Origin of the sequence: Candidatus Kapaibacterium sp., assembly GCA_025059875.1 — a bacterium.
Taxonomy (GTDB): Bacteria; Bacteroidota; Ignavibacteria; order Kapaibacteriales; family HRBIN21; genus HRBIN21.
Genome location: JANXCT010000007.1, coordinates 36,629 through 53,875 on the forward strand (window position 1 = coordinate 36,629; position 17,247 = coordinate 53,875).

The window sequence follows — 17,247 nt, forward strand, 5'->3', positions numbered from 1 at the left end:
TGCGCACTGAAGGGCAGCCCTTGGGAAAAGGCTAATTTTGCGCGACATGCGGCGTGCCTGGTCCATAGGGTTGCTCCTGCTAGCTGGCTGTGCTAGCGTCCCGGAGCCCGATGTGCGTAACGTAGAGGCGCTCTATCGGGCTGCACAGCAGGCGTACGAACAGCGAGAAGACGCGCTGGCGCAGAAGTGGTTGGAGATCATCCGTACTCAGTACCCAGCCAGTCAGTATGCTGCTGACGCTCTCCTCCTCTTGGCAGATCTACGCTTCCGACGAGGGGAGTACGTCATGGCGGCATTCCTCTACCAGCAGTTCCGCCAAGTCTATCCCCAAAGCCCTAATGCACGGTACGCCCTCTTCAGACTTGGGCAGGCCTATGTAGAGCTCTCCCCCCCGTACGATCGGGACCAAGAGTACACGTACAAAGCTCTGCAGGCTCTGGAAGAGTTCCGGCAATTGTATCCCAGGGACTCGCTGGTAGGAAAAGTGGAAGAGCAGATTCGGGCTCTGCGAACAAAGCTAGCCCAGCGGGATTACAGCATTGCGCAGCTCTATCGGAAGTTGCAGAGTCCAGAGTCGGCTCTTATCTACTACGATGCCGTCATCGAGCAGTACAGCGACACGGATTTTGCAGAACTTGCCCATGTTGGCAAGATAGAGGCGTTGATGGAGCTCCAACGGTGGGACGAAGCGCAGCGTGCAGTAGAAGCATACTGGCGGCTCTTCCCCCAAGGGGCTCAGCGTCGGGTAGTAGAGGCGATTGCAAGCTTGCTGGGACATGCACGAGGAGCCGCTCCATAAGCTCATGGGGAAGCCACCCTCAGCTTCCGCCGTGGAGATGACCCACTTGGTCCTACCGAACCATGCGAACCAGTTGGGAAATCTCCTCGGTGGACAGCTCATGCAGTGGATGGACATTGCTGCTGCGTTGGCGGCTATGCGCCACTCCGGGAGGGTATGCGTCACAGCGGCTGTAGACAGCATCACCTTCCTAGAGCCCATCCGTGTAGGCCATATCGTGCATATCTTGGCTTCGGTCAACCGGGCATTCCGCACCTCTATGGAGGTGGGGGTGAAGGTGTATCGGGAAGACCCAATCAATGGGACTCGCACCCATGCAGCTTCAGCATACTTGACCTTTGTGGCGATTGACCAATACGGTAAGCCACTCCCTGTGCCGGCAGTCGAGCCGCAGACGCCGGAGGAGCAACGTCGTTGGAGAGAAGCAGAGTTTCGGCGCCAGCAGCGGCTCCAGCAGCGTGAGCTCCTCCGCCAATTGCGGTATCAGCATTCGGTGGATGTCTCACAAACGATAGGGGATGTGCAATGAGGCAGGTACCGTTGACTGGGGCATTGGTAGCGCTGCTGTTTTGGACGGCGTCGGGGCAGTTCGTCTACCGTGCGGCAGTTGGTGCCGGCATCCACCCAAAGTTTGGGATCAACGCTGGTGAAATCCCTTCAGGCACGAAGACTGGGGTTGCTTTCACAGGGTTTCCGGACTTCTGGGTGCAGGGGGTCCTGCCGCTTGACCAGCATGGGGATATTGCCGTTGGGCTGGACCTGGGATATAGCAGCCATGCCTTCATCACGAAGCCAGGAGATGACGAGATGGCTACAGACAGCAACACCTTCACTCAGCACTACCGGTTCGTTGGGATTGCACCGACTTTCTACCTGAACGTCCTGGGTGTAGGGCTCAACGTTGGGGTCCCGTTGGGGGCAACGCTGCAGAACAAAAGGGGGGACGTCGAGAAAGGGCTCAAAGGGTCGGATATCGGGGTACAGGTTGAGCTGCGTCTTGGAATCTCTGCCCCGCTGATCAAGGATCCCAAGACTGGGCGGCTCAACTTCCAGCTCTTTGCGTCGTACGGGTTGACGAAGCTACCAGTAGGAACATACGAGCATCTCGGATTTGGACGAAAGGAGGACCGATATGCTCCGCGGGTTGCTGCGTTAGCTGTTGGGTTGAGCTACCACTTCTTCCTTGGAGTTCAGCGGGCAACAGTTGAGTGAGGGGTGCCCGTCCACGTTCACAAACTCGGCGGTAGCGTCCTTACAGACGCTACAGCTATCCGGCAGGCAGCAGCAGCAGTCGCTGCAACACAGCTGCAATCAGCAATCGTGGTGGTCTCTGCGTGTGCAGGCGTTACTGACCGTCTCCTCTCTATAGGGCAGCGGGCAGCAGTGGGCGATGTTGAAGAAGCTCTAGATGATGCGGAGTCGCTCTTTGCTTGGCATCTTGAACAGGCGCAGCAGCTCCTACCCTATGTGGAGGCTGAAAAGTTTAGGCAGGCTTTGGAGCGACTTCAGGGGCAGGCCGTGCGTCTCTGCCAGGCCATCGGGGCTCTGCAAGAGCTGACGGCCCGCACGCAAGATGCTCTCGTAGCGTTTGGTGAGCTGTTAGCTAGTCAGCTCGTTGCTAAGGTGCTCCAGACTGTCGCATCTGTACCCGTTCGGTTGGTAGATGCACGAGAGTACCTCATCACGGATGCTGCCTTCGGCCAAGCTCGACCCGATGTCTTGCAGCTCCAAGCTCGCTGCCAACAGCTCATTGAGTATCTGGCCGATGGGGCCATTGTGACGCAAGGCTTCATTGGTGCAACTCCCGAGGGTGCTACGACGACACTGGGGCGTGGTGGCTCGGACTATTCGGCTGCTCTCTTTGCTGCCGCGCTCCAGGCTGAGGAGCTGACCGTCTGGAAGGATGTTGCCGGTGTCTATACGGCGGACCCTGATGAGATTCCGGAGGCTGAGTTAGTGCCGGAGCTGTCGGCAGCAGAGATGCGGGAACTGGCATTTTCAGGGGCGAAGGTACTCCACCCGGACGCCTTAGAGCCAGCTATCGCTTCTGGTATTAGTGTGCGAGTCCGGAGTGTCTTGGCGACGGAGCTGCCTGGGACAGTCATCCGGAGATGCCGCCATGGGGACCCTATGCCGGTAGCGATGGCCTGGAAGATGCCGTGCTGGCTGTACGCTATCACAGCAGAGCAGCGAAGTTCACTCCAGGATTCTGCTGTTCTGGTAGCAGCCCTCTCACGCTCTGGCGGGCTGGTTGTTACTGAAGCTGTAGTAGAAGATGGGCGGTACGGTTGGCAACTTCTGGGTGGTCCACAGGCAATGCTCTCGCTCATCGGCCCGGCTCCGGAGCGGTGGGCAGCGGCGATGTTAGAGCAGCTCCGTCAGTCTGGTCTCCCATACAGGGCGTGGCTAGCAGACTCTGCACTGGCACTACGCGTCTTCGTGCCTCATGAAGCGTGGCGGGAGGCAGCTCGGACTCTCCACTGTGAATTGCTTCGCTGGCAACACTCGGTGGGTCAGCAATAGCTAACAGGCCGTGGTTGCAAAGTCGTGATGGCGACTCTGGATCTCCTTACCGATGGGGAAGCCCTGAAGGAGCGCTCAATAGATTGGTCGCTGCTGCGGCGGCTGGTCGTCTTCGTGCACCCCTATCGATGGTGGGTTGTCGTAGCGCTCGTGCTGGCTATCGTTGGGGCTCTGGTAACCCCTACGCGACCGTATCTGAGCAAGCTAGCTGTAGACCATGCACTGGCTGCTGGCCAGCTCGGTGCCTTCGCACTGCTGCTAGCGGCGGTGCTAGGAGTCGTACTCTTCAGTGCGTTGGTGCAGTATGCCCTCACCTACCTCCTCCAGTGGATCGGTCAGAGGGCGCTCTTTACCATCCGCATGCAGGTCTACGACCACGTGCTGCGCCTTGCGCTACGGTTCTTCGATACAACGCCTGTGGGACGCTTGGTAACACGCGTGACGAACGACGTGGAGGGGCTGGGCGAGTTCTTCTCCTCTGGGCTGGTGATGGCAATTGCAGACCTGCTCCTACTAGTCTGCATCGTGGGGTTCATGGTGGTGACGGAATGGCGCTTGGCGCTCTTGACCCTCCTCGTTGTCCCGCTACTCATAGGAGCGAGCATCCTGTTCCGAGTGAAGGTGCGGACGGTCTACCGGCAGATTCGGCAGCAGTTAGCGCGGTTGAATGCATTCCTCAGCGAGCACATCAGTGGCATCACTACTGTCCAGCTCTTTCAGCAGCACGAGCGCCAGTTTCGTCGCTTCGAGCGGCTCAATTGGAAGTACCTGCAGCTCCAGCGCCGTTCTGTCTTCTACTATGCCATCTTCTTCCCCACGGTAGATGTGCTCTGGGCGGTAGCGGTTGTGGCAATTCTGTGGTACTCTGCCGGGGCGCTTGGTGTAGGGAGTCTCAGCATCGGTACGCTGATTGCCTTCCTGCAGTATGTGGAGATGTTCTTCCGCCCTATTCGGGACTTGACCGAGCGTTACAACATCCTGCAGACGGCGCTGGTGTCAGCCGAGAGGATCTTTGGCATCCTCGGTGTCCGGCAGCATATCACGGATGCCCCGGATGCCGTTCCCATGCCACCACTACAGTGCGGCATTGAGTTCCGTCAGGTCGGGATGAGCTACGACGGTATCACACCAGTGCTCCGCAACGTGTCCTTTACCGTGCGGAAAGGCGAAATGGTAGCCCTAGTGGGGGCAACAGGGTCGGGCAAGACGTCACTTGTGAGCCTGCTGTGCCGCTTCTACGAGTTCCAGGATGGGGATATCCTGATCGACGGGTGCAGTATCCGGAAGCTCCAGCAGCAGAGCCTCCGACAGCGCATTGCACTGGTGCTACAGGACGACGTGCTCTTCTCCCGAACAGTGCTGGAGAACATCACCTTCGGGCGGCCTGGGGTGACGGAAGGGGACGTCTGGCGCGTGGTGCGCCAACTCGGCATCGAAGCGTTCATCAGCCGCCTACCACAGGGATTATGGACCGTCATTGGGGAGCGTGGGGTAAACCTTTCAGCGGGAGAACGCCAGCTCCTTGCTCTCTGCCGAGCGCTTGTTGGGGATGCCGACATCATCGTGCTGGACGAAGCGACGGCTCATGTTGACTCGCAGACGGAACATCTACTGGAGCGAGCCATAGAGTCACTGCGTCGAGAGGGTCGGACATGCCTAGTGATTGCTCACCGCTTATCGACGGTTCGCCAGGCTGATCGTGTGGTCGTGTTACATCGGGGAGAGGTTCGGGAGGTAGGCACCCACGACGAGCTCCTAGAACGTGGGGGGCTCTATGCACGCCTCTACCGTCTGCAGTACGCGCAGTTGCGTGCGGCCTAGCGGGACCGCCGTTGCTGAGCAGCGATAGCCCGGAGATGCTCGGAGTAGGTGCGCGAGAACAAATGTCGTCTTGAGCCGTCGCGTAGGAGCACGAAGTAGAGGAAGTCGTGTTCTTCCGGTTCCAACGCAGCCTCGATGGCATCGACACTGGGGTTGTTGATTGGCCCCGGCGGGAGTCCGGAGCGGGTGTAGGTGTTGTAGGGATGGGAGATGTTCAACTCCGAACGCTTCAAGGGCTGCCCGGGTTTGCCTAAGGCGTAGGCGGTTGTCGGATCAGCTTGGAGAGGCATCCCACGACGCAGGCGGTTCCAGAAGACGCCGCTGATGCGTCGCCGTTCATCGCTGTGGGGGCTTTCGGCCTCGATAATAGAAGCAAGCGTGAGGACTTCATGGCGTGACAGTCCACGACTGCGGGCGCGTTCGGCGAACCGTTCCTGCCAGAGCCGATCCTGCGTCTGAAGGAGCTGTTCCAGGACCTCCTCTGCAGGATGTCGCCAGAAGAGCTCGTATGTGTCCGGCATCAGGTAGCCTTCTAGCGACGGCACAGGAATGCCGCGAAGCTGAGCGAGGCTATCCGAGAAGGCTAAAGCAACGAAACGAGCAGAGTCAACCCCTGCCTCCCGTTGCAGTAGGGAGGCGAACTGCGTTATCGTAAGCCCTTCGGGGAGTGTTACCCGGACCCGAAGGACCTGCCGGCCAGAGAAGAGGGCTTGTAGCAACTCTCCACATCGGGTCTCGGGGCCGAATCGGTAGGTTCCAGCGTGGACTCGACTGCCAGTAGCGATGGCATATGCTGTCCCTACGGCGACGAAGAGCTCAGGCAGCGGGAGACGGCAACAGGATGCAGTGGTTGCTAGAGCGGCTCGAACCCCGCTACCGTGAGGGATCCAGCATTCTATGGCAGCGGCAATGGGAAGGTGCTGCAATAGGTAGGCTGCAAGACCAGTGGCAGCGACTCCGCCGACGATGATACTGGTGAGGATCCAGCGGGTCACTCTGGGCCACATTGCGGTGAGGTCAAATCAGCACGAAAGTACGGGAGAGCGAGGAACAAAGGCGCGTTCGACGAGATAGCCCAAGTTGTGTAATTTTGTGTGTTCACGGAAAGGTGCCGGAGTGGTCGAACGGGCTCGCCTGGAGAGCGAGTGTGCTCCCACAAGGGGCACCGTGGGTTCGAATCCCACCCTTTCCGCTGCGACCCCGTAGCTCAGCGGTAGAGCAACGGCCTTTTAAGCCGTGGGTCGCTGGTTCGATCCCAGCCGGGGTCACGGCCCCAAAGGAGACACAAGGGAATTGAGGAGGGGGCAGTCCTCTGGTGACTGCCCCCTGGTTTTTTGCCACGTCGTGGGAGTGGCTACCGGACGATGAGGAACCGCTCGACTGCTGTGAAGGGGCCAGAGACGAGGCGCAGCCAGTAGGCTCCTGCTGGTAAGTAGTGGACGTCAACTGTGTGCTGGTATCGTCCTGCAGGGAGTGTCCCGCTGACCAGCGTCAGGACGCGTTCGCCCATGCTGTTGAGAATCTCCACCTGCGTTGGGGCTTCTAAACCAATGCTGTAGTCTACTTGCAGCACGCCCTCCCGGACTGGGTTCGGTTGGATAGGTCGCAGGAGGTAGCCCTCGGGCGACAGTCGGACGATACGGCCATTCAGGAAGCAGCCGCCGAGCTCAATAGTGTTCGGGGTCGTGGAAACATCCACGCACTGCTCGCGTCCGGGGAGGGAGATGCTCAGCTCAGGCTCAATTCGCAACGCGTTGCCCAGGTAGGTCTGGAAACGCACTCGTAGGAGCTCGCCGTCGCGGGCTATCGGGTTCTGTCCCGCAGCGGTGAGCAGCAGACGGGCCGTACTACCGCTCCCTGGCAGCTCTTGGACCTGCAGTTGCCATGTCGCATCCAGGGCTGATCCTAGCTCAGCGCTGCCAGGGATGTACTGCATCAGCGTGCTGTTGTAGAGGAGCTCGCCTTGCAGCCGGCGGAGGGCAGCTTGACTCCAAGCGTTGCTGCGACCAACGATGCTCAACTGAATGGGCTCGCCCGGAGCAGTCAGCATTCGAGCAGGCTCAAGGGCGTATGCCGTCGCCGCTCGGTAGCCTGTACCACGGAGTGTCACGCGAAGGTCTGGATTGATAGAGTTTCGGATTGCCACTGTTGCCTCATATGAGCGTGGGTCTGTGGGCATGAAGCGGACCCGAACCTGCAGCGTATCGCCCGCCGGGATGGAGACTGGAAAGGCAGTGGGCTCGAGCAGCTTAAAAGCATCAATGTCACCGGCAATGAGCTCCAGCCCCTGGATAGAGATATCTCCTGCAGGGTTGGGGTTGATGATGGGGAAGAAGCCCTCAGGCTGGTCGCATGTCAGCACTCGGCCGAAATCCAGCCCTTCGGCAGCGATTGTGTTGATGCATCCGCTCCCAAGGATCTCTACGCGGGTAGTGACAATGGAGTCTGGCGCTGGAGCGGCGTCGGAGACGATCTCGACAACTCCCCGTCGCTCCCCAACGGCTTGCGGGGCAAAGCGCACCCCAAGCCGCAATTCACCACCCTTCGGGAGGCGGTACGGGAATGTCGGCAGTGGTTGGAGCCAAGTAAAGTCAGGGGCGCTGCCGGCTGCCCAGCGGATCGCATTGATCGTGAGATCTGCCGACGTACTGGGGTTGCGCAGCACAACGGCTGCGGGTTCCTCAGCACTCTCGCCGAGCAAGATGCACCTGAACGTGTACCCGTGGGCTTCTAGCTGAGGCAGGATTCCAATGCCGCGGATGTACCCTGTGACCGATTCAGCATTTGCAAAGAGGGCGTCTACGCTGTCAAGATGGAGTCCTTCGGCCTGTGGAGTGTAGCGGACGAGGATGCGGACTTCGGACTGCTCATTTGGCTTAACCTCTACGGGATTGCCTGGCGAGGGCTGTGGTTCAACCGAGAGGATCCGGAAGTTTCCGGCTGGAGCTAGCCCCCGTGGCCGGATCTCTTTAAGATAGGCCGCTGTGTTGCCAGCATTGCGCACGTAGAGGTACGCTTCTTGGACACTACCGACTCGCCGCTCACCCCAGTCGTACGAGGTGATGTACGGACCAGCTTTGACAGCACGGCCGCGCCAGTGCGAGATGTTCTTATCCCCTGGCGGAGCATCGCAGACAAACGTGACGTCAATGGCGTCAGAGCCGACGACCGTAGGACTGTAGCAAGCCATTGTCAGCCGGACCTGTCCTCCTGGCGGGATGCGGATTGGGAGTGGGGGCGAGATCTGGTTGAGGGTAAATGGAGGCTGGACTCCCTGGATGTTGCTGATGTGGAGCGTATCTGTACCGGGGTTGCGGACCAGGAGTCCACCGGTATTGCAGACGGTCGTGTTGACAGGGATTGTCCCTGCATCCCAGTCTTCTACCCAGATGTGGGGCATGATGCCCCGTCCCCGCAAGGCCCAGCGGAACTCAGCACACTCAGTACGCACCACGAGTGTATCCCAGTCGTACTCATTCGGGCCATGCTCACGGGTAGGCCGGTATTCGAGCTGGAACACATGGGTTTCTCTGCCGTTGAGGCGGCGTTCTGGCGGGACGGCACCAGCTACAATCCGGAACGCGGTGCCAAGCACTAACCGTGCTTCTTTGATAACGGCTGCACTATCACGGGCATTTTGGAGCGTTACGGTCAACGGCTGGCTACGTCCAAGTCGAACAGCACTAGCCTCTATCGGTTCCTCCGGCCGCGCTACGAGGCTGTCAGCAATGTGCCAGACGGAGTCAATCGCTATGTTGCCTGCGCGGTCTATGATGCCGATCCGAGCAAAGGCGGAGTGGCGTTTGTCGATGACCTCTACCCGGAAGACAAAGCGTTCTACCTTTGGGTATGGTTTCAGCTCCTCTGCTGTCACGAAACGTAGGCGGTAGTTGTAGCTGCCTTCCAGCAGCTCAATCTGGGCGATACCTTGATCTATCTGGCGTGGGTTATCGCCTTCTTTGCCGTTGCGGATCTCGGTAGAGAGGATTTCCCAATCACCACAATCTACGCGCTTGTGCAGCTCCGGCGGCAGCGTGTCTAGCTCATCGATTTTGTTGATTGCCATCGCAGCAGGCCAGCCGTAACTGTCATATTGGCTGAAGCCGTAGATGTAGCCGCCGAAGGGGGTCTCTCCGACGATGCGGTGCGGACCCGGCTGCATCCGGAGCACCACCCAATAGAGGTTCGTTCCAGGGATACGTTGTCCCAGGAACTCAGGGTGCCGACGCCAGACATGCTGGCCATCGACCTTGATGCTCTTGAGTTTAGCCTGGGTAGGGTCATTGGTATCGCCGATCGCGATGAGGTTGAAGTAGTTCGTGGCAAAAGCCTTGCTGGCAGGCGTCTGGAAGACCGTGGCGCGGATGTACTGCTCTACTGGGGTCACCACGATCATGAATGGATCAAAGTTAGGGTCATTGTCCCAGAAGGCGGAGTACGAGTACTGCATCAGGAGTACGGGCTTGTCGGCCTCCCAAATGGACTGCCCGTAGATGGAGGAGTCGTCAGCAGCAATGGTGTAGTTGTACTCCCAGAAGTCACCAGCGTTCTGGAGTCGGCCTGAAATGCTCCCCCGTAGCTGATTGTTGCGATACCAGCGGACAGTGAAATTCGTGTTAGGCTGAGAGGCGAGGATGCGGAAGAAGTCGCCTTTACGGGCGCGGCGCTGGTACTCAATTGTGATGTACCGCTTTCCCCATGCCGAGATCGGAGGTAGCATTTCCACAAGGAAATCCCGGCTAATGGCCCCAGCCTGCGGGATTGTGGGGATCATCGTGCGCATGTGGAAGGAGATGAACCCAACTGGCTTATTGCTGTAGATCCGGCTCCCGCTGAAGTCATTCTGCCCCGGTGGGGCATCCCCGCTGCCCCGGAGCATGTAGGTCTGCCCACGGTTGAGCATGACGGTGATACGGTCCCCAATGCGGCGGCCTCCGACGCTCCGTCCGTAGCCCTTTCCGTAGAGCTGGATCTGTACGAGCGTTTGGTCTTCCGAGGCGATGATGACGAAGCCGTTGCCGCGCTTCTGCCCAAAGTCTTCGTAGTCGTAGTAGGACAGGTGCATGTACTCCGTCCCCCATACGTTGACTGGAAGGGCCAAGTAACCGTCGGAGGTAGCCGGCTTTCCACTAAGGACGTAGACTGAGATGGGATGTGGGGCTGAGAGCCGAATCCCTTTCTGGGTGACAACTTCGCTCTCGCGGACCTCGTCTGTCCAGAAGAGCTCACCGTTGAGGAGTGAGAAGGTGGTGATGTCCATAGCTCGGACAGGCTTTCGAATGACGCGCCCGTCCATGGCACTGAAGAGTGTCACTTCGGTGTTGTAACTGGAAGTAACGTAGATCTCCAGCAGTTGCCCTGGATATCCATCGACTTCGTTGGGGGGAATTGCAATCCAGAACTCTCGCCCTTGGGCGGAGTTGTTCAGAATCCAAGCTGCAGGTGGAACCTTGTGTCTCTCTGCTGCTGTAGCCAAGAAGAGGGTAGCTGTTAGCACAGTCCCAACGTTTACAAGGCGCATGGCAACCCTTCCGAACTGTGCAACTTGCTACAAATATACATACTCGCCTACTGGCCGATGGGATCGGGTGCATAATCGGCACCCGTATTTTTGTGGCCTTACAAGCTATCGCTGGAGCCATGTTCTTCACGGCCGTTCACCGCATTCACTTCGTTGGGATCGGCGGAATTGGGATGAGCGGGTTAGCAGAGATCCTGCTACAGCAGGGGTTTTCGGTTAGTGGCTCTGATCTTGTACCCTCGGAGAATACCGAGCATCTGGAGCGCAAAGGAGCCCTCATCTACTACAGCCACGATGCCGCTCACATAGAGGGTGCGGAGGTGGTGGTCTACTCTAGCGCCGTCAATCCGCGAGAAAACCCTGAAACACGGGCTGCTCTGGAACGGGGCATCCCGTTGCTGCGTCGTGCGGAAATGCTGGCGGAGGTTGCACGCTTGAAGTACTGCTTAGCGGTGGCAGGAACCCACGGAAAGACCACCACTACCTCCCTCTGTGGCCTACTCTTGTTACGGGCTGGAATGGACCCGACCGTCATCGTCGGAGGGCGGCTCCGAGGATTGGGGGGAAGCAATGCTCGGCTGGGACGCGGGGAGTGGATTGTCGTGGAGGCGGATGAGTATGACCGCTCCTTCCTCTGCTTACTGCCGACAATCGCAGTCGTGACCAGTGTTGAGGAGGAGCACATGGACATCTACGCAGACCGGCACGATATCCTCGATGCGTTCGCTCGTTTCGCCAACAATGTCCCATTCTACGGACTCGTGGTTGCCTGTGTAGATGATGACGGCGTCAAGGAGCTCCTACCGCGGCTCAGTCGTAAAGTCCGGGCGTATGGGCTCTCGCCGCAGAGCGAAGTACGTGGTCGTCGAGTGCGGCTGTCAGAACGCTCGGCACAGTTTGAGCTCTTCATTAACGGAGAGTTCATCGGTGAGATTACGCTCCGGATCCCGGGGCTTCACAATGTGCGGAATGCCCTTGGAGCGATTGCCGTGGGGTGGGAGTTGGGGATACCGTTTGAGGTCATACGGGAGGCGCTGGAAGAGTTTACAGGAGTCTACCGCCGTTTCGAGATCGTCGCAGAACGCGATGGGATTCTGTTCGTTGACGACTATGCCCACCATCCTACAGAGGTCCGAGCCACACTGCAAGCAGCTCGGCAGGGTTGGGACCGTCGCCTCGTCTGTATCTTCCAGCCTCACACGTACACTCGCACTCGGGATTTTGCCGCAGACTTTGGGAAGGCCTTCGAGGAGGCCGACATCCTGATTGTCACCGACGTCTATGCCGCCCGTGAGCAGCCCATCCCTGAGGTGAGTGGCGAGCTCATCGTCCAAGCTGCCCGCCGCAGTGGACACCGCGCAGTCCACTATGCTCCTACCCTAGAGGAGGCTGCAGAACTGGCTGCTCAGCTCCTGCAGCCAGGCGACATGCTCTTGACCTTGGGTGCAGGGAACATCTACAAGCTGCACGCAATGCTCGGTGTCCGAGGCGGGGATAGATAACTGCGCTACAGGTTGAGAAGGCTCTCCAAATCGATGACATCGCCGATCTCTCTGGCAGCCTCCGGAAGGTCGCTGCTGCATAGGGTGAAGCTAGTTGACAAGGTGGCCTCAGAGGAGTTGGGAAAAGAGCAGGCCGCGGCTGCTGTCGCCTCGCTTTAATTCGGGATGCTCGGGACCGTTACGTCAAGTACTCTGTATTGCAAAGTTCTCTGTGTTGCCGTAAATTCGCATCGCGGTAGAATGTGAAATAGCAGGAGGACAGCAGCTATGAAGCGGACTTTAGTGGCGTCGTTGGTCATTTTCTGTAGCGTCCTTGGATGGGCTCAGCAGGAGCAGCTGTACGGTGGCGGGATGGGGTTCTTCGCCGCTGGTGGGCAGGTCTTGGGCATCGGGGAGCTTAGCGAACGGCTCTCTCAGGCCGGATACGGGAAGCTGCCGGGGGTCGGGATGCTGATTGGTGGTGGCGGGATGGGGTGGATTGGGAACTTCGGAATCGGGGGCGAGGGGTACGTGGTCCTTGAGCGGAGGATTTCAGGCGCAACGGGGGAGGCGGCCTTAAGTGGTGGATGGGGAATGTTCAGCGCTGCGTATGCACCATTTGTGTGGGACGGCATACGGATTTCGGCGATCGGTAGCATCGGAGGGGGAAGTCTGGGGATAGCGTTGAAGCGTGGCGAGCTCGAGGTTCCTTTTGACTCCCTGCTCCAGCGTCCGCTTGGGAACGCTCGACTGAGCACCGGGGGGTGGCTTGCACAGGTCGCTGCTGGAGCTGAACTGGAGCTGCTTCCGGGACTCCTCGTAGGATTGCGGGCAGGTTACGTCCTGCCGATTGGGTGGGATGCGCCAGGCCTTGAAGACGGTGGGAGGGTCCCTGGGGTACCGAAGGCCGACCTCAGAGGGTGGTCGCTCCGGCTCTTCCTCGGGGGTGGCTCGCCAATTCGTAGGACTGACTATGCCCCGCAAAGCGACTGATGGGAGTTGAGCGGCTTGATCCACTCCTCCACGAGCGCGTCCGGCTAGGAATTTTAACGCTTCTAGTCCAGCGGGGAAAGATGGACTTCCAGGCTCTTCGGCGGGAGCTCAACGTCACAGACGGCAACCTCTCACAGCACCTCCGTGTGCTGGAAGAGGCAGGAATCATTCGCGTGCACAAGCGCTTTGTCAGACGCCGACCGCGCACGACCTATGAGCTGACAGAACAGGGTCGGCAGCGGTTCGAGGTGTATCTACGAGAGCTGCAAGCACTGCTTGGAGCTTTGTTGGTGAATGTCTCGCAACAAGCGGAGTAGACCAATGGCTCAACGCACATTGGAAGAAATCCGGGATGCCCTTGAGGCAGTTGAGATTCTGCGTCTGCTCGTTAGCCGAGCACGGGAAGAGCTGCGTTCGGTAGCGCCGTATCTCGTAGCGTTTGGGGCGTACTCGAGCTTGAACCTCCTGCTTATGCTTTTGGGATACGGGGGATTGTGGGCAGAGCTGCTTCTGCCTGCCTTTGCACTAGCGACCTCAGTGAAGTTTGGACCGTTCCCAACGGTGTTCCTGTGGGCGTCGGTTGCAGCTGCTGCCCTTGGTGTCCTGTGGCTCTTCCAGAATCCACTCATTACATGGAGCACCCTCTTCGTAGGAATTGGGGGGACGATGGGAGTACTATACCTCATGGAGAAGCGTCGGGGTAGACTCCATGAGGGAAGGCTGGTGTTCTCCCCCTGGATTGGCGTAGGTTGGGGGATGCTAGCGGCGGGGATGTGGCTGTTGGTGTTGTCCCCGACAATCCAGAAGGCGGGTACTACCACGCCAGAGCTCTATGGTGCCCTCTGGGGCTATGCAATTGGACTGGGCCTGGTAGTAACGGGTCTCCTGTCTCCGTTACTCTTATGGGCAGGTGTCCTCGGCATCGTTGGAGCCCCTCTAGCTGCGCTGTACTTCCAGAGCGGAGAGGCTCTGCTGGTAATTTTCCTCGTGATGGCAGTGGCGATGATCGTGGTGGGGGGCCGGTCGTTGTTGGGGAAGTCGGCCTAGGGGCACGAGCTCGAGTAGCAGACACGAGTTCGAATAACCCCTTATCACTCGCACGTGGGATGGGGGGTGCCACTGCTACGTTCGTATTTTTGCTACCCAGTGGTACCTAACCTCTGGAGGCAGGGATGGCAGGAGTAGCAACGGTGGTGAAGGAAGCCTCTACCTGCGGTTCGGTACTGGACTGGATCGAAGATTTGCTGGGCGAGGAGCAGACACGGTATCTCTTGGAACATCGCTGCACGACGATTCCCAAAGAGATGTTGCAGCTACCGGGTCCCGATTTCGTTGACCGCGTCTTCGCCCTCTCGGACCGCAATAATCGAGTCTTGCGGAATCTGCAGTGGATCTTCTCCACTGGCCGCCTAGCAGGGACGGGGTATCTCTCCATTCTGCCCGTTGACCAGGGGGTAGAGCATTCCGCAGGGGCCAGCTTTGCCCCGAACCCAAGCTATTTTGATCCGGAGAACATCGTACGCTTGGCGATCGAGGGCGGATGCAATGCCGTCGCGTCTACCTTCGGCGTCCTTGGCAGTGTTGCTCGGAAGTATGCTCACAAGATCCCGTTCATTGTCAAGCTCAACCACAACGAGCTGCTGACGTATCCGAACAGGTACGACCAGGTGCTCTTTGGGACTGTCAAGCAGGCGTACGAGATGGGGGCGGCGGCGGTTGGTGCAACGATCTACTTCGGCTCACCCGAGAGCAGCCGGCAGATACAGGAGATTGCGGAAGCCTTCGCATATGCGCATGAGCTGGGGATGGCCACAGTACTGTGGTGCTATCTGCGCAACAGCGCCTTCAAGGCGGACAAGGACTACCACGTGGCAGCGGACCTCACAGGGCAGGCCAACTATCTGGGGGTAACGCTACAGGCAGACCTTGTCAAGCAGAAGTTGCCAGAAACGAACGGCGGCTTTGTGGCACTGAAGTTCGGCCGCAGCAGCTCTTTGATGTACGAGAAGCTCATGTCCGACCACCCGATTGATCTCTGTCGGTACCAGGTAGCGAACTGCTACATGGGCCGCATTGGGCTCATCAACAGTGGAGGCGAATCCAAAGGGGCCGGTGACTTTGCCGAAGCGGTGCGCACGGCGATCATCAACAAGCGGGCTGGAGGCATGGGGCTCATCTTAGGGCGGAAGGCCTTCCAGCGTCCCATGGAAGAAGGGGTTGCCCTGCTGCATGCAATACAGGATGTTTACCTGAGTCGGCTGGTGGATGTAGCATAGGCTGCATATTTTCGTGTGCCCATTGGGGCGGGATGTGCCACAAGATAGCGGAGGAGACCATGGTGTGGTGGCGAACAGCAGCAGTTGTCGGCGCCGTTGTTGCGCTGGTTGGCTGTGCGAAAGAGGAGAGTACTGAACCGACTCAGCCCCGGAACTACTTCCCCTTTGCTGTGGGGAACTGGTGGGTGTATTCAGGTATTCGGTTAGACACTTCCGGTGCGGAGATACCAGGAACGGAGTGGCGGGACTCGATGGTGATCGTTAGACAGGTGCCGTGGCATGGTCGGCAGGCGTATGTGGCCGTGCAGTACCGTAGCAATGACCACACCCCTGACACGATGCTGCTTTCCTCCGATGGGGTACGGCTGTACATGTTCTTCCCCTCGACTGGAGAGGTCCCTGGACCGACGGGGTGGGTAAAGGTAGCCGACTACTCGGCTTCTTCTTGGGCGATTTGGGATACGACGCTGACAAACGTACCGCTTGATCCCGATAATCCACAGGTGACGGTTTCAGGTTCTATGAGATGGCGCGGAGAGAGAGGTAATGAGACGTTGCGTCTGCCGGTCAAAGGGCGCCAGGTGGAGGCTCAAGAGTTTCGAGTGCAGGCGTCATTTGATGGGAAAATCTTCGCACAGGGTAGGGAGGTAGGCACTATAACCTTCACAGCCCGCTTCCGCTGGTGGGTGGCTGAAGGGATTGGAGTCGTCCGTGACCAGACGGATCCTGCAGAACTGAGGGTGCAGAGTTCCCTCATAAGCGATACGGTGAAGCAGGAAGGCGAGCGCAGGGTGCTAGTGGACTACAACGTCCAGCAATAGGCTGTAGCGGTGTGCCGTACAACCCTCTGGGCTGAGGACCTGGTGGTTACCCAGCGAGTAGGACTGAAAAGGGCCTGAGGGATGCACTCTGTCGAATAGCGAGGCATGGAGGGTTGGCCCAATTGGTAGGGCAGCGGTCTTGAAAACCGCCGGGCGAGGAGCCCTTGAGGGTTCGAGTCCCTCACCCTCCGCAGGCGCAAGGGGGGGCGGGATAGATGCCTTGGTGCTGTTCCACGACTGTGGGACAGGGGGTAGCAGCAATCGTAGGAGCTCTGGCTATTACATGAGGCGGCTGCTCAACGGATGAAGACGCAGGGGCCCGGCGGGGTTCCGGACTGCTGCTCACTTACGCTGGGTAGCTGGTGGCTATGTTTGGGCGTTGAACTGGGGACAATGAGGAATAGGGGTTCTAAACCGCCAGTGGAGGGATCCGCTCGGTGTTGTAGAGTTGGCGGAGATAGCAAGAAAGCGAGCGACTGTGGTGGTGACGTAGACGAATGGTGACCCAGCGAATGCTACCCTGGTAGCAACGGAGAACGGGTGTTTTCAGCAGTCAGCTTTTGCGAATTTTCCTCACAGTGGCATGGGGATGTTGTTTCTGTGAGCTCGTAGCAGGCGGTTAAGGTTGGCGATAGCATTAGCGAAGGACTTCACATTCCACCTCCACTACGCCTTCGCGGAGCATCTCCAGTGTTCTGGCGGCAGCTTCTGAGAGGTCTACGACCCGCTCTCGATGTTGTGGACCACGATCGTTAATCCGAACGATGACGGAGCGGCCGTTGCGCAAGTTGGTGACCCGTAGCCGAGTTCCAAACGGTAGGGTGCGATGGGCAGCAGTCAGCGCTTCTGGGTTGTAGATTTCACCGCTGGCAGTGGGGCGTCCGGCGAATTCACGACCGTAGAACGAAGCGAGTCCGCGGAAACGGCTCGGCTCGGTGCTGGAGGAGCGTACTGTAGAGGTGCAGCCGGAGAGCCACAGCAGGAGCCCTACGGAGAACAGGAGCCATAGCAT

14 protein-coding genes and 3 tRNA genes are annotated in these 17,247 nt (G+C 58.8%); 14 read left to right on the forward strand and 3 right to left on the reverse strand.

What is annotated here, in order from left to right; translation table 11 throughout:
- The first annotated feature begins 46 nt into the window (after nt 1–46).
- From bamD to NZ960_07420, 5 genes are read left to right on the forward strand one after another with little or no spacing between them, the layout of a single operon-like run.
- Entirely contained in the window at nt 47–799 is a 753-nt protein-coding gene (gene bamD, locus NZ960_07400) for an outer membrane protein assembly factor BamD (protein ID MCS7177418.1), read from the forward strand.
- A complete protein-coding gene (locus tag NZ960_07405) occupies nt 777–1,328 on the forward strand; it encodes an acyl-CoA thioesterase (GenBank protein ID MCS7177419.1) in 552 nt (183 codons plus the stop codon). The genes bamD and NZ960_07405 overlap by 23 nt, the downstream gene beginning before the upstream one ends.
- Entirely contained in the window at nt 1,325–2,011 is a 687-nt protein-coding gene (locus tag NZ960_07410; GenBank protein MCS7177420.1) for a hypothetical protein, read from the forward strand. Before NZ960_07405 ends, NZ960_07410 begins: the two co-directional genes overlap by 4 nt.
- Nucleotides 2,012–2,014: 3 nt before the next feature.
- Nucleotides 2,015–3,322 carry an aspartate kinase gene (locus NZ960_07415; protein ID MCS7177421.1) on the forward strand — a complete coding sequence of 436 codons (1,308 nt, stop codon included), beginning with the start codon at nt 2,015–2,017 and terminating at the stop codon, nt 3,320–3,322.
- Nucleotides 3,323–3,349: 27 nt separating this feature from the next.
- Complete coding sequence (locus tag NZ960_07420) at nt 3,350–5,143, forward strand: ABC transporter ATP-binding protein/permease (protein MCS7177422.1); 1,794 nt, start codon at nt 3,350–3,352, stop codon at nt 5,141–5,143.
- Here NZ960_07420 and mltG read toward each other — a convergent pair.
- Entirely contained in the window at nt 5,140–6,138 is a 999-nt protein-coding gene (mltG, locus tag NZ960_07425) for an endolytic transglycosylase MltG (protein MCS7177423.1), read from the reverse strand. The genes NZ960_07420 and mltG overlap by 4 nt on opposite strands.
- A 107-nt stretch (nt 6,139–6,245) precedes the next feature.
- Between mltG and NZ960_07430 the strand changes: the two genes are divergently transcribed.
- Both NZ960_07430 and NZ960_07435 read left to right on the forward strand, forming a co-directional pair.
- A tRNA-Ser gene (locus tag NZ960_07430) sits at nt 6,246–6,335 on the forward strand.
- 4 nt (nt 6,336–6,339) lie between these two features.
- Nucleotides 6,340–6,411: transfer RNA gene (locus tag NZ960_07435), tRNA-Lys, on the forward strand.
- Between the two features lie 86 nt (nt 6,412–6,497).
- Here the strand turns inward: NZ960_07435 and NZ960_07440 are convergent.
- The gene (locus tag NZ960_07440; protein MCS7177424.1) at nt 6,498–10,664 is read right to left on the reverse strand and encodes a choice-of-anchor D domain-containing protein; all 4,167 of its coding nucleotides are present in this window, start codon (nt 10,662–10,664) and stop codon (nt 6,498–6,500) included.
- A 119-nt stretch (nt 10,665–10,783) separates the two neighbouring features.
- Between NZ960_07440 and murC the strand changes: the two genes are divergently transcribed.
- The 7 genes from murC (at nt 10,784) to NZ960_07475 (ending at nt 16,426) form a co-directional block, all read left to right on the forward strand.
- Nucleotides 10,784–12,166: a UDP-N-acetylmuramate--L-alanine ligase gene (gene murC, locus NZ960_07445; protein ID MCS7177425.1), complete on the forward strand. Its 1,383-nt coding sequence runs from the start codon at nt 10,784–10,786 to the stop codon at nt 12,164–12,166.
- 267 nt (nt 12,167–12,433) lie between these two features.
- Complete coding sequence (locus NZ960_07450) at nt 12,434–13,138, forward strand: hypothetical protein (protein ID MCS7177426.1); 705 nt, start codon at nt 12,434–12,436, stop codon at nt 13,136–13,138.
- On the forward strand, nt 13,138–13,455 hold the full coding sequence (locus NZ960_07455) for a transcriptional regulator (protein MCS7177427.1): 318 nt from the start codon (nt 13,138–13,140) through the stop codon (nt 13,453–13,455). The genes NZ960_07450 and NZ960_07455 overlap by 1 nt, the downstream gene beginning before the upstream one ends.
- A gap of 4 nt (nt 13,456–13,459) precedes the next feature.
- Nucleotides 13,460–14,185 carry a hypothetical protein gene (locus NZ960_07460; protein MCS7177428.1) on the forward strand — a complete coding sequence of 242 codons (726 nt, stop codon included), beginning with the start codon at nt 13,460–13,462 and terminating at the stop codon, nt 14,183–14,185.
- A gap of 125 nt (nt 14,186–14,310) precedes the next feature.
- The gene (locus NZ960_07465; protein MCS7177429.1) at nt 14,311–15,414 is read left to right on the forward strand and encodes a class I fructose-bisphosphate aldolase; all 1,104 of its coding nucleotides are present in this window, start codon (nt 14,311–14,313) and stop codon (nt 15,412–15,414) included.
- A gap of 59 nt (nt 15,415–15,473) precedes the next feature.
- Nucleotides 15,474–16,235 carry a hypothetical protein gene (locus NZ960_07470; protein MCS7177430.1) on the forward strand — a complete coding sequence of 254 codons (762 nt, stop codon included), beginning with the start codon at nt 15,474–15,476 and terminating at the stop codon, nt 16,233–16,235.
- A gap of 107 nt (nt 16,236–16,342) precedes the next feature.
- A tRNA-Ser gene (locus NZ960_07475) sits at nt 16,343–16,426 on the forward strand.
- Nucleotides 16,427–16,872: 446 nt separating this feature from the next.
- Here the strand turns inward: NZ960_07475 and NZ960_07480 are convergent.
- A complete protein-coding gene (locus NZ960_07480; protein ID MCS7177431.1) occupies nt 16,873–17,247 on the reverse strand; it encodes a septal ring lytic transglycosylase RlpA family protein in 375 nt (124 codons plus the stop codon).